The organism is Micromonospora sp. BRA006-A (assembly GCF_033433935.1).
Classification (GTDB): domain Bacteria; phylum Actinomycetota; class Actinomycetes; order Mycobacteriales; family Micromonosporaceae; genus Micromonospora; species Micromonospora aurantiaca.
This window is the reverse complement of the sequence record NZ_JANCLW010000001.1, coordinates 738431-749436: the sequence shown is the minus strand read 5'-3', so window position 1 is coordinate 749436 and position 11006 is coordinate 738431. Positions and strand designations below refer to the sequence as shown.

Below are 11006 nucleotides of genomic sequence, written 5' to 3'. Positions count from 1 at the left end.
GTGGGGYTGGGGGTGCCGGTGAAGACGAGCTTCGTGAGGGCCATGAACGCCAGCGCGGGGAGTGCGGACAGCAGCCACCCGGACGGGCTTGCGTCGGCGACGGCGAGTTGGGCGGCGAGGGAGAAGGAGGCGAAGGCGAGCATGAGGAACACGGGGTAGCCGATGGGTTGGCGGTGGCGTCGGCGTCGGCGGATGTCGAGCAGGCAGGCGACGGGTACGAGGTCGGACAGGACGGCGTTGGCCCAGCCGAAGGCGTCGGGGGTGCCGGGCGGGACGTGGCGCATGGTCCAGTCGTGGACGTGGGAGAACGACGCCCACCCCGCGGTTCCGGCGACGACGAGCAGGATGAGGACCAGGGCGACGGCCTCCAGGCCATCGGCGTTCAGGAAGCGGCGCATCGGGTCACCTCCTGCTCAGCGGGCGGGGTGGGGTGGAGCCAGGCGTGCAGGTTGCGCAGGTAGACGGCCCCGTAGACGAAGCAGGACGCGAGGAAGCCCCACTGGCGGGTAGCGATGGCGTAGGCCAGCCACAGTCCTTGGGCGGCGAGGCCGACGGCCCAGCCGGTCCAGGAACGCTTACCGGCCAGCCACAGGCCGGTGACGCCGACGGCCATCAGGAGCCACGACCAGATCTGCGTGCTCATGCGGCCCACCCCCACGCTTCGGCGTCCTCGGCGGCGATCTCGGCGTGCTGACGCAGCGCCGCGGCGATCACGTCGGCGGCGGCGGTGTCGGGGGCGCAGTAGGGGCAGGTCTGGTCGGGGTCGGTGTGGAGCAGGTCGAGGCAGGTCCGGCGGATCGGCCGGCGGTTGAGGCGACGGGTACGCATCACGGGCTCCAAGCAGGCGGGGTCAGCGGGTGGTGGGGTTGACGTGCACGCGGATCCACTCCGGCGGCTCGCCCGTAGAGGCGACGGCTTCCGAGAGGCAGCGCCACAGCGCCCACGCCTCCGACGGGGTCAGGTACATCCGTCGACGGCCGGCACCTACGGCGATGTAGAGGTCGGCGTCGGGGGTAACCCGGACCGTGACCGGAACGGATGCCTTGTCGATGTGCGGGGCGCGCAGCCGGTAGAACCGCCGCGGCTCCGGGATCTGCTCCTGCTCGTCGGGCTCGTCGGCGTACGGCATCCGCACCGCAGCGCCGTCGGGAATGTCGTGGTGGGTCATCGCGGGTCACTCCCGTTCGTGGTGCCGTTGAGGTCCAAGGCGTTGAGCAGCGACGGCGGCAGCAGCGGCGCGCCCTGCTTCGGTGGCGTGGGTCGGTAGGTGTGGCGCCCATTGCTGGCGCGGGGCTTGGGCGCCGCCGGCTGGACGACGGGCTCCGGCTGCGTCTCCGGCGGAGCGGGGAACGTGGCGGCCAGGTCGCGGATCACGTCATCGGCGAGGTAGGAGAAGCGGACCCGGGCGGGTTCGGGCTGCCCGTCGAGCAGCACGTAGGCCACGCCCTTGCCGGACAGCGGGATCTGATCCGCGAGAGCGCCGCGGTCGCGGGCGCCGTCCCCGAGCAGGAGGTCGACGTGGCCCCGTTCGGTCAGGCCCAGGGCGATGCGGGTGGGGAACAGGTCGCGCACGGAGACGACTTCCTTGCGGGGGTCCTGGGTGGCGGCGACGACCAGGACGCCGAGCCCGGCACCCTGCGACAGCAGCAACCCGAGCGCCTGCGTGATCCGGGTACGGATCTCGGAGTCCGGCAGGTAGGCCAGGAGCGCGGCGATCTCATCGATGACGACGACGATCAGCGGCTCATCCACCGTCGGGGTGTGCACCCGGGCCTTCCCGCGCAGGATCTGCTGACGGGCGCGCATCCGGGCCACGGCGTCTTCGAGCAGGTCCGCCATGCGGGACCAGTCGTCATCGACGTAGCGGGAGAACAACGGCCGGCCGATCGCCAGTTCCATGCCGCCCTTCGGGTCGATCGCCCACACCCGCACCAACCCCGACCTGATCCCCGCCGCCAGAGCGCGGAGCAGGGACCAGATGACCGAGCCCTTGCCCATCCGGGTCGCGCCGCCGATGAGCACATGGGTGGCGAGGAGCCGGAAGCAGTAGACGGCCAGGTCTTCCCGCAGACCCAGCGGGAGGGCGGTGAAGTCCGGACGGGCCGGCACGGGCAGCGGGGCCACGATGCGGGTCAGCGGGTCACGGCGGATGAACACCAGCCACACATGCCGGGGCCGGTCGCGGAACCGCACCCGGTCGATCAGCCGCAACAGGCCCGCGAGGCGTCCGGTGCGGTGCGGGACCGGGTGGCGGCGGGTGGAGAACACCCGGCAGTGCCGGGTACCGAACGAATACGCCAGATCCCGCGCCGCCTTGTGCCACACCTCGGGGTTCTGGCCCTTCGGCATCCGCAGCACCAGCTCGTCCGTGGCGTAGGAGCAGCGCACCGACAGCAACTGCGGCACGACTTCACCGCCGTCGTACTTCTTCACCAGCCCGCACAGCGACATCACCTCGTGCCACTGCCGCCGATACACCCACAACCGCCGCCAGACGGAGACGGCCCGCAGCACGATCAGGCGGTGGAACGAGTCCCGGCCACGCCACCACCACACGCCACCAGTAGCGGCGAGGACGACGGCGACCAGGGCGTGAGGCCACCAGCCGTGCGTGCGGTAGGTGTCGACAGCGAGCAGGACCAGGGCGACACCCGGCCAGGCCCGCCAGTGCCGCAGCGTGAACAGACCGAGGCGCACCACGGCGGCCAGAAGGCGGAACAGCAGGAACAGGGCCGTGACGGTCCAGACCAGCGGCCACGGAGCCGAGATCTGGAACCGGCGGAAGTTGACCAGCGGCGCCCGCACCATCACGCCACCGCCTGACGGCCGTTGGCGGTGCGCTGCTCGATCCAGGTCTCCGCGCAGACCTTGTGCACCGGCTTGCCCGCCGGACTCCGGCAGATCGCGGGCTTACCGCAGATGACACACGGGACCGGCTCACCGGCACCCGCACCGTGCGTCCAGTCCAGGACAACAGGCATGATGAACCTGCCCTTCCAGGCCGAGAGGGTTTGAGAGGGCAGCGGGGCGGTCGAGCTTTCCTAGGGCCAGGACCGCCCCGCGCCACCAACAGGAATCAGGCCGCCGTCACGGCCGACAGGGACTCACGCGCGTCAGCCAGCACACCGGCCAACCGGTCGATCTCGCTGCCCGGCAGGAACAAGGTCACGTCACCACCGACCCCACCGATCTGCACCGCCACCCGACCCTGCGTCGGGTACAGCGAGAACGACAGCTCCGTCTCCGGCTTCACGTGCACGTTCGCCGTCATGTGCAGCCCCGCCATCACGCGGCCTTCCCGCGCGTCTCGGCCAGGGTCTTCGGCGCCACCAGACCGGTGGCCCGGTAGGAGAACGCCAGCCGCCCGTTGCTGCCCACGTACGGGGTGACCGTCAGGCCCTCGAACTCCACCGGCTGGAACGGACCCACCGGCGGCACCGGCTGGTGATCGGCCAGGATCTTGATCGCCACCTCACGCGACCGCGACCCCAACTCCGGGTCCATGTCCATCACCCGGCACTGCCACACCCGCTGCCCCGTCACCTTGTCCTTCGCCGGCGTCCGCTGACGAGTCGCCTCGTTGAAGTCCTGCGCCTCCGCAATCGAGTCCGGCACGAACACCGCACCATGCGGAAACACCGCCTCGAACGGAACCGAGAACCGAGTACCACCACGAAGAGCCATCGCTCTATACCTCCACGCGCGTCGGGAACGCTTCGTCTACTCATGTAGACCTATAGAGGACCGTAGCGGAGCGGCCTGACCCACACAAGTCCTCTACAGGACTCGGTTTCGCGCGTGCCGCCAGAAGGGCCGATGCGCTAGGCGGCGAGCGCACGTACAGTGAGGTAGAGGGGTTGTCCTTGAGAGGACCGACCGAGTTAGGACGGCGATGACCGACGACCTGGGCGCAAGAGCGCCCAAATATCTACAGATCGCAGCAGAGCTGCGGCGGAGTATCCGCGACGGCCAGATCAAGGCAGGCGAACGCCTGCCGGCCGAGACGGCATTAGCCGAGCGCTTCCGAGTCAGTCCGATCACGCTGCGTAACGCCATCGGCGTTCTTCGCGCAGAAGGATTGATCGAGTCCCGACACGGTGTCGGCACGTTCGTGCGCGAAAGTCGGCGTCTCCAACGCCGCTCCCGGCACCGGTACGGCCGGGCCAGGAGCGATCAGAAGCTGCTCACTGCTCACCTGCGTCACGAGATCGTGTTTGCTGGCCGGGCACCGGTCGCAGGTGAGATCGCCGCAGCGATGGATGTGCCAGCCGGCACAGAGGTAGTGGTTCGTCGTCGGCACCTCTTCGACCGCGAGACCGGTCGGCCTGAGGAGATCGGGGCAAGCTACATCCTCACCGAGGTCGCCGGCGGCACTTACCTCGAAGAGCCCAAGGTGGTGCCGAAGGCCCTGTTTCTTTGCATTGAAGAGCTGAGCGGTAAGCGCTACACCACCGCCCGCGATCACTGGTTTTCTCGGCTTCCCACCGCCGAAGAGGCAGCAGCGTTGGAGCTGCCGACGGGAGCCCCGGTCATGCAGGTGATCCACGTCGCCCGAGCGGAAGACGGCTCCCTGCTGGAAGTCTCCGAGTCCGTGTGGCCAGCGGATCGCATCGTCGTGATCGACGAGTACGAGGTAGAGCCGGAACCGGCCGAACCTGTCGCCCCGTCCGAAGTTTGAGGAGGCTAGGTGTCCCTCGCTGACCTTCCGCCTGGCCAGAACGCCGAGCAGGTGCGCAACCACTGGTGGTGGCGGCCTGGCTGGCACGTCGGACGGCGCTTCTTCGCCTTCCACATCACCTTCGAGAGCCAACCGGCTCTGCACGACGTGGCTGGCGCGTACCGGACCGCTCTGGCCGAGATGCCTAGCCTGACCCTGATACCGGACCAGTGGCTGCATCTCACCATGCAGGGCATCGGCTTCACCGACGAGATTCAACCGGCTGCCCTCAGCCAGCTCGCGGAGGAGGCCCGGAACCTACTGGCCGCTGTTCCGGCGTTTGAGGTGGAGTTCGGGTCCGTGATCGTCGCGGACGAAGCCATCGTCATGCCCGCCAACCCGCCGGAGCCGGTACAGGAATTGAGGCAGCTAACGCGGACTGCGCTTGGTCGCGTGTTCGGTGAAGAGCAGGTGCCCGAGAGCGCCGACAAGTTCCGCCCTCACGTCAGCGTCGCCTACCTCACCGCGGACGGATCGTCAGCGCCCTACATCGAGGCGGTCAACCGCGCGAAGGTCGAGCAGGCCCGTGTGACCATCACCCATGTCGACCTGATCGAGATGCACCGCGATCAACAGATGTACGAGTGGCGGACCGTCGAGGCACTGCCACTGGCGTAGTGCAGGCAGCAGAGCGGAGGGCGGCTTCTGAGGGAGCCGCCCTCCGGCTGTGTTGGAGGAAGGGGATTCGGTAGGTCGAGTTCGCAAAGGCCGGTGGTGAGGCGATCCAGGCGTCAGCGGTGCAAAAAGGTTTTGAGCGACCAAGCGCGAGCCGGTGAGAACAACGAGCAGTCACGCGCGTGGCGAGCCCGTTAGTTCCCGGTGTCGCTCCGGATGACGACAGCCGTCGTGGGCTTGCGCCGTTCCGGCTCGGTCGACTCGGCGCACTGTCCGTGGTCTGTTGCCGAATTGGCCTGTACTAGATCAAGCGCGCTCCGCGCGGCGCGGGCCGGGGCGCGGCAAACGGCTCCTACGGAGCCGCCGCCCCGGCGCAAGGGCGCCGGGGCGGAAAATCAGCCGGCCCGAACCCCACGCCCCGCCCCGCGCGTCACAACTGGGTCAGTGAGGTGACCCCGTGACGAGTCCCTAAGGACGACCAGGGCCATGCGGACACACTTCCACCCGGTTCCGACGATTGCGAAGCAGCACGAGATCCGGCAGGCCAACCGCGGCGGACGAAGTTGCCGAACGGTTCCGCACGGTCGCTCAGGCCCAGGGTGAGGAAGGGGTGGAGGTGGGTGTGGGGGTGGTGGGGTGAGGGAGAGGGCAGGGTTAGAGCTGTGCCTCCGGCGGGGGCCAGACGACTCCGAGATGGAGTTGCCGAACGGTTCCGGTAGAGAGTGGTTGAGGTGGATGCCATCCCGCCAGCCACCGACCCAGGCAAGCCGAGCAGACCAGGGCCAGGGTGACAAGGTCGTACGTCCGGTAGGGCGCTCCACCTTGTCACCCTGGCCCTGGCCCGCTCCACGATGTGTGGGTCGGCGGCAGACGAGATGGCAAGCTAGCTGCGTTCGGCACAGTTGAGCGCACGAGTCTCAGCAGGCAACTGCGGACGCAGCCTCGTAGACTATCGAGGTGTCGACTCCGTCGCCTGCCGCGCATATAGCTGTCCTCAGCGACGTCAGGGCCCTCGCCTGGGTGCTGAGCGAGGGCCGCATGGCGTTCAACGTCCGTCAGAAGAGGGCTTTGGCGAGCCTAGACCTCGGTTCCCCACTCTTCCTCTACGTGACGAGCCGTTGTTTCCGTGGCCTGCCTTTCGGCGGGAAGTCCGGGCTTATCGCGGAGGTAGGAGTTACGAGCCCCGTTATTCGGCTTGACAAGCCCATAGCTTTTGCTGGCAACAGTTTCGGTATGGGCTGTAGCGTCGAGATCCGACAATTACTGCCTCCGTCTCAAATGGTGAACCTCGGGCCGCTGGTGCCGGAGCTAGATGCCTTCCATGGAGCGTGGCACTTGCGGCTCCGTGCGGGGTTCGTTCCCCTAAATGAGCATGACTATCAGGTTCTCGACAAGAGAATTTCGCGGGAAGTCACGTCCCTGCAGGGCGCGGTAGACGCGTACATGGCCCTTGCAGAACAGCGCGAGGAGAGGCAGTTACCCGTTACTCGCCCTTAGGGTTCCTGATGAGGCGCTTCGCCAACTCTGCCACTGTCGCCTCTTCCGCGCGAGCACGAGCAGATAGCTTCTCGAAGTCGTCAACTTCATCATTTCCGGACCAGCTCAGGTGCAGACGCCTCTCTGGAATCGTGGCGACGTGCAGGTATTGCTGCGGGGAGCCCCAGAGGCACGTTTGACATTCGGAAGGAATGCGGCGGTCCCAGTTCGGGCAGTTTTCGCAGGCCCATGACTTCGCCCTGTTGCAGGAGGGGCATAGGGGCATAAAGTCCTCCGGGGCAAGCTCTAATGCCTCCCCGGACACTCGGTACGGAACCCGATGATCTGCCTGCAACTCCCTTGTAGTGAATCTTCCGTTGCAGACGGCACAGCGGTAAGACCACTGCGCGCACAGGCTCTCCTTGAATGCCTTAGGGAGCGCTCGTCTCCCAACCATAGTGGCATCGCCAACTGTAGGGACGAGTTCATACCGTGCCATTCGGCGGCCGCCAATGACTACCATCGTCTTCGCGACGTGCACACCGGCATCCTTGATATCGCCGATCGCTCGCGGAGGGTGGTCATAGCCCATCTCGTTTAGGTCTGCGGTTGTTACGTAGCCTTGGCTGAGCATTCGTTCAACGGCCTTCTTGGCTCTCAGGCTGAACGGCCGACTTCGGACCCAAGCCTCGAAGTCCTCTGGGTAAGGGCTTGACATGGACGGAGACTCTAGCCCCTCCCAGCGGCACGTGGCGCTCAGGGCAGCGGTGTTTCTGCCTCCACTGGAAGGAGCCGCGCCGTTACCTCAGCGATACCACCTAGCCTCGAGACGAGCGCCGGCGACAAGTAGAGAGATTCCACGGTATGCGCAGTTTTGCCGCTTAGGGTAGCTTGGGACGACTTTCCTGCATAAAGATGGAGATGCATCAAGTCCAGTGCCTCAGTCAAGGGCTTTCCATACGACTTCGTGCCAGTGGTGCCATCATATGACAGGATGAACGAGATGTCGCGATCAATTGCGTTGCGCAAACTGGCAACGAAACTCTCGCGAGAGAGCCCAGCCATGTATCGATTATCTCTGGTATTTGATACGCCCTCGTAAGGTGGGTCCATGTACACAACGTCGCCACTACTCGCGCTTTCCAGAGCGTCCGTATAGTCCCGGGTAATTGCTGTCGCGCCAACTAGGGTATTTGATGTCGCCAAAAGCCGTGCCCTCATAGTGACTGGCTTGGCGCCCAAACGCCTGTGATCTGCGCCTTGGTTGAAGTTCCCGTCGCGGTTGTATCGCACGGCTGCCTTAACGCACCGGGCGAGAAGGTACAAGAGAAAATGTGGCTCGTGCGTCGCGTTAAACTTAGAGCGAACCTCTTCGAAGTACTGCCGCGGGTCGGAGAGCTGTGCCTTCCACATGCTTTCGTAATCGTCTGCCAAACCCGCCGGATCTACCAGAATGCGCTGCCACAAGGTCATCAATGGCTCGTTGATGTCACTGATTACCACGGTCTTCGGTATTGCCAGGTACGCGGCTGCGATCGAGACGGCGGCCGAGCCGGCAAAGGGCTCAATCAACTGGCCCGTGTCTTGAGGAAGTAGAGGGATAATGGCATGGGCCAACTGCCGCTTGCTGCCCTGATAGGGAATCGCATGGGGCACAGCGTCGAGCGTAGGTAGCCTTCGGGGAGCAATCGGGGCCGTCGTCATGGTGAACATTGTGCCGCACGAAGCTTTGAACCCTACCTCCGGCCCGCAGGGCACATGGCGCGTCAACTCGGTCTGCATGAAGGCGATAGATCCTCTCGATAGATGAGGCTGTTTTGAGAAGTTCCATGACGAGCGAGGGCCGGGGCTGCGGACGCACGCGTGGAGGTCGATCACGGACGGCACCGGCCGATGTGGGTGGATCAGGCCGCTCGGTGGCACTGAAAAAGGCCCGTTGCCACAAGGCATGAAGCCGGCGGGGCGACGCCCGGCGCCTTATGCGGTCGTGCAGCGAAGTACAGCAACCGATCGAGCCACAGAAGCCACCACGCGGCGACCAGGAGCTGTCCGATGTCGGGGAGGGGCAAAGGAGGTCGCATTACCCAGGCTGCGGACCAGCAGGTGGCTGTACAGCCATCCGTACAGCCAAGCCGACCGACGGACGACGCCTGAGGTCGGCGGAAGTCGACACTGCGAGCAGGTCAGCGGCAAGGACCGGCTCCGGCCGACAGTAGTCTTGATCTTTGCAAGGCAGGGGTTAGGGGTTCGAGTCCCCTGGGCTCCACCAGCACTTTCCCCGGTTGATCTCGATCCCGAGTACAGCCAAGGGGTCAAGCCGTCCCCTCCTCGCCCAGCACCCGATCGATGGCCGAGGCAGCCTTGACGAGCCCGCGCCGGCAGGGCGTGCCCGTAGGTGTCGGCCGTCATCCGGTCCGTGGAGTGCCCGAGCAGCTCCATCACCCTGCGCCAAGGACCGGATCCGATGCCTCCGGCGGGCATCCTCGACAGAGATGGGGCCGCCCACCTCCACCGCGAGTCCGGGCGGAGCCGAGCAGGGCCCGTTGCACGATGTGCGAACTCATTGCGGAGATGGGCTTGAGGGAGAGAAGCGATACGTGGCAGACGAGGTATTCCCCAGCGATCTCTCCGGCCACTTCTGGGCAACGCTGGAACACCGGCCGGATCTCGAACGATGGCGCTTCGAGATCCTCGACTACCAGAACAACGTCCTGCTCAGTGGCTTGGCCTGTAGCGAGCGGCAGGCCGCAGCCATCGTCAACGCGTGGGACCAGGTGATCGCAACGTCGCCCGACGAAGAGGATCCCAGCATGGATTGGGTCGATGATCCGGAATGACGGCTAGTACGGCAGCCGCCGTTCGGGATCATGGCTGAAGTTCGAGGTTGAGGCGGCGTGTGTAGTGGGCTCGTCGGGCGCGGGCTTGATGCCGTCGCCGCCAGCCTGACCAGTGCAAACGATGGGCGAGGTCGGTGATCGGGCGGATGAGGCAGGCGTTGATCAGGCGGCGAACCTCGTTGACGGTCAGCTTGATCAGTCCCGTGTCGGTGGGCTCGTCGTGGGCGGAGTCAGCGGCGCTGATTGTCAGCACGGCGAGGGCGGCCAGGGCGAGGGTGGTGAACCGGTGCCAGGAGTCCCAGCGGCGGACCTGGTGCTGGTCCAGGCCGACCTGGCTCTTGGCGGCCTGGAAGCTCTCCTCGATGCTCCAGCGGATCCCGGCGACCCGCACGAGTTGGGCGAGGGTGGCCGGTCTCGGGGTCCAGCAGCGGTAGAAGGCCAGCTCACCGGTGGTGATGTTGCGGCGGATCAGGAGGCTGTGCCGGCCGCCGTCGTCGGGGTCGGCGTCGGTGCACACGTCGTCGAGCCAGGCCCAGTCGTAGAAACGCGGTCCCTTGGATCCGGGGCCGGCGCAGCGGCGCTGCCATGCCGAGGCGGGTAGGTCAGCGGCGATCTGGTCGGCGCGAACGCGGGTTTTGCCGCCGTCGAGGGGAACCAGGTGGCTGCGGGACACCGCAAGGACGTAGCCGATCTCGTGTTCGCGCAGGCCAGCGCGGAAGGCGGCGCTGTTGCCGTAAGCCTCGTCCGCGGCCACCCACCCGGCTGGCACCCCGGCGCTCAGGGCCTCGGTGATCATGTCGGCGGCCAACTCCGGCTTGGTGGCGAACTCGATGTCGTCGGGTACCCCGGCCGCAGCACACCGGTCGCGGTCGTCGGTCCACGACGCTGGCAGATACACCCGCCGGTCGATCAGGGTGTGCCCGTCGGCGCTGGCGTAGCCCAGGAACACCCCAACCTGACTGTTCTCGATCCGCCCGGCCGTGCCGGTGTACTGGCGTTGCACCCCGACCGTGTGCATCCCCTTCTTCAGATCGCCGGTCTCGTCGACGGCCAGGACCGCATCCGGGACGCCGAACCGCTCGACGATCAACTGCCGCAGGTCGTCACGCACGGCGTCGGCGTCCCACACCGCCCGGTACAACAGTCGCTGCATCGCATCCGGCCGGGCATGCCCGGCCTGCTCGGCCAACTGCCAACACGTCTTGACCTCAAGGTCAGCCAGCAGTCCTGTCACGAACTGTCCGGCCGCACGGCGCGGTTCCACCCGACCGAACCGGCCCGCGAAACAGCCCAGCACCTCGGCCAGCACCCGCTCCCACCGGCCAACCGCTACGCTATGGCACGCGGCCACCGCCAGATCT

The 11006-nt window shown here is 66.5% G+C and carries 14 protein-coding genes and 1 pseudogene; 4 read left to right on the top strand and 11 right to left on the bottom strand.

Going from position 1 to position 11006, the window contains the following annotated elements; genetic code table 11:
• The 8 genes and pseudogenes from NMK34_RS03705 to NMK34_RS03670 all read right to left on the bottom strand — a co-directional run.
• A pseudogene (locus NMK34_RS03705) lies at window positions 1-398 on the bottom strand (hypothetical protein); the annotation flags it as partial.
• Window positions 383-643 carry a hypothetical protein gene (locus NMK34_RS03700; protein ID WP_318332208.1) on the bottom strand — a complete coding sequence of 87 codons (261 nt, stop codon included), beginning with the start codon at window positions 641-643 and terminating at the stop codon, window positions 383-385. The gene NMK34_RS03700 and the pseudogene NMK34_RS03705, both read right to left, overlap by 16 nt.
• Window positions 640-828, bottom strand: a complete 189-nt coding sequence (locus NMK34_RS03695) for a hypothetical protein (protein ID WP_318332207.1) — start codon at window positions 826-828, stop codon at window positions 640-642. The genes NMK34_RS03700 and NMK34_RS03695 overlap by 4 nt, the downstream gene beginning before the upstream one ends.
• 22 nt (window positions 829-850) lie before the next feature.
• A complete protein-coding gene (locus tag NMK34_RS03690; RefSeq protein ID WP_318332206.1) occupies window positions 851-1168 on the bottom strand; it encodes a spread protein in 318 nt (105 codons plus the stop codon).
• Window positions 1165-2808: an FtsK/SpoIIIE domain-containing protein gene (locus tag NMK34_RS03685; protein ID WP_318336264.1), complete on the bottom strand. Its 1644-nt coding sequence runs from the start codon at window positions 2806-2808 to the stop codon at window positions 1165-1167. Before NMK34_RS03685 ends, NMK34_RS03690 begins: the two co-directional genes overlap by 4 nt.
• Complete coding sequence (locus tag NMK34_RS03680; RefSeq protein WP_318332205.1) at window positions 2808-2981, bottom strand: hypothetical protein; 174 nt, start codon at window positions 2979-2981, stop codon at window positions 2808-2810. Before NMK34_RS03680 ends, NMK34_RS03685 begins: the two co-directional genes overlap by 1 nt.
• 95 nt (window positions 2982-3076) lie before the next feature.
• Entirely contained in the window at window positions 3077-3286 is a 210-nt protein-coding gene (locus tag NMK34_RS03675) for a hypothetical protein (RefSeq protein ID WP_184680286.1), read from the bottom strand.
• Window positions 3286-3684 carry a hypothetical protein gene (locus tag NMK34_RS03670; RefSeq protein ID WP_013477439.1) on the bottom strand — a complete coding sequence of 133 codons (399 nt, stop codon included), beginning with the start codon at window positions 3682-3684 and terminating at the stop codon, window positions 3286-3288. The genes NMK34_RS03675 and NMK34_RS03670 overlap by 1 nt, the downstream gene beginning before the upstream one ends.
• Before the next feature lie 208 nt (window positions 3685-3892).
• Between NMK34_RS03670 and NMK34_RS03665 the strand changes: the two genes are divergently transcribed.
• The 3 genes from NMK34_RS03665 (at window position 3893) to NMK34_RS03655 (ending at window position 6829) form a co-directional block, all read left to right on the top strand.
• The gene (locus tag NMK34_RS03665) at window positions 3893-4678 is read left to right on the top strand and encodes a GntR family transcriptional regulator (RefSeq protein ID WP_318332204.1); all 786 of its coding nucleotides are present in this window, start codon (window positions 3893-3895) and stop codon (window positions 4676-4678) included.
• A 9-nt stretch (window positions 4679-4687) separates the two neighbouring features.
• Window positions 4688-5335, top strand: a complete 648-nt coding sequence (locus tag NMK34_RS03660; RefSeq protein ID WP_318332203.1) for a 2'-5' RNA ligase family protein — start codon at window positions 4688-4690, stop codon at window positions 5333-5335.
• A gap of 954 nt (window positions 5336-6289) precedes the next feature.
• Complete coding sequence (locus NMK34_RS03655) at window positions 6290-6829, top strand: hypothetical protein (protein WP_318332202.1); 540 nt, start codon at window positions 6290-6292, stop codon at window positions 6827-6829.
• Here the strand turns inward: NMK34_RS03655 and NMK34_RS30885 are convergent.
• Window positions 6816-7265, bottom strand: coding sequence for an HNH endonuclease (locus tag NMK34_RS30885; protein WP_412098941.1), 450 nt, complete (start codon window positions 7263-7265; stop codon window positions 6816-6818). The two genes, NMK34_RS03655 and NMK34_RS30885, sit on opposite strands and share 14 nt — an antisense overlap.
• A 299-nt stretch (window positions 7266-7564) precedes the next feature.
• Complete coding sequence (locus NMK34_RS03650) at window positions 7565-8590, bottom strand: DNA adenine methylase (RefSeq protein ID WP_318332201.1); 1026 nt, start codon at window positions 8588-8590, stop codon at window positions 7565-7567.
• Between the two features lie 815 nt (window positions 8591-9405).
• Between NMK34_RS03650 and NMK34_RS03645 the strand changes: the two genes are divergently transcribed.
• Window positions 9406-9645 carry a hypothetical protein gene (locus NMK34_RS03645; RefSeq protein ID WP_318332200.1) on the top strand — a complete coding sequence of 80 codons (240 nt, stop codon included), beginning with the start codon at window positions 9406-9408 and terminating at the stop codon, window positions 9643-9645.
• Window positions 9646-9673: 28 nt separating this feature from the next.
• Here the strand turns inward: NMK34_RS03645 and NMK34_RS03640 are convergent, their stop codons facing one another.
• Entirely contained in the window at window positions 9674-10939 is a 1266-nt protein-coding gene (locus tag NMK34_RS03640; protein ID WP_318336263.1) for an IS701 family transposase, read from the bottom strand.
• Between the last annotated feature and the right edge of the window lie 67 nt (window positions 10940-11006).

What these genes read in the sequence shown, in the direction of transcription:
- NMK34_RS03700 (WP_318332208.1), bottom strand. Translation starts at nt 643, where the DNA reads ATGAGCACGCAGATCTGGTCGTGGCTCCTGATGGCCGTCGGCGTCACC.
- NMK34_RS03695 (WP_318332207.1), bottom strand. Translation starts at nt 828, where the DNA reads ATGCGTACCCGTCGCCTCAACCGCCGGCCGATCCGCCGGACCTGCCTC.
- NMK34_RS03690 (WP_318332206.1), bottom strand. Translation starts at nt 1,168, where the DNA reads ATGACCCACCACGACATTCCCGACGGCGCTGCGGTGCGGATGCCGTAC.
- NMK34_RS03685 (WP_318336264.1), bottom strand. Translation starts at nt 2,808, where the DNA reads ATGGTGCGGGCGCCGCTGGTCAACTTCCGCCGGTTCCAGATCTCGGCT.
- NMK34_RS03680 (WP_318332205.1), bottom strand. Translation starts at nt 2,981, where the DNA reads ATGCCTGTTGTCCTGGACTGGACGCACGGTGCGGGTGCCGGTGAGCCG.
- NMK34_RS03675 (WP_184680286.1), bottom strand. Translation starts at nt 3,286, where the DNA reads ATGGCGGGGCTGCACATGACGGCGAACGTGCACGTGAAGCCGGAGACG.
- NMK34_RS03670 (WP_013477439.1), bottom strand. Translation starts at nt 3,684, where the DNA reads ATGGCTCTTCGTGGTGGTACTCGGTTCTCGGTTCCGTTCGAGGCGGTG.
- NMK34_RS03665 (WP_318332204.1), top strand. Translation starts at nt 3,893, where the DNA reads ATGACCGACGACCTGGGCGCAAGAGCGCCCAAATATCTACAGATCGCA.
- NMK34_RS30885 (WP_412098941.1), bottom strand. Translation starts at nt 7,265, where the DNA reads ATGGTTGGGAGACGAGCGCTCCCTAAGGCATTCAAGGAGAGCCTGTGC.
- NMK34_RS03650 (WP_318332201.1), bottom strand. Translation starts at nt 8,590, where the DNA reads ATGCAGACCGAGTTGACGCGCCATGTGCCCTGCGGGCCGGAGGTAGGG.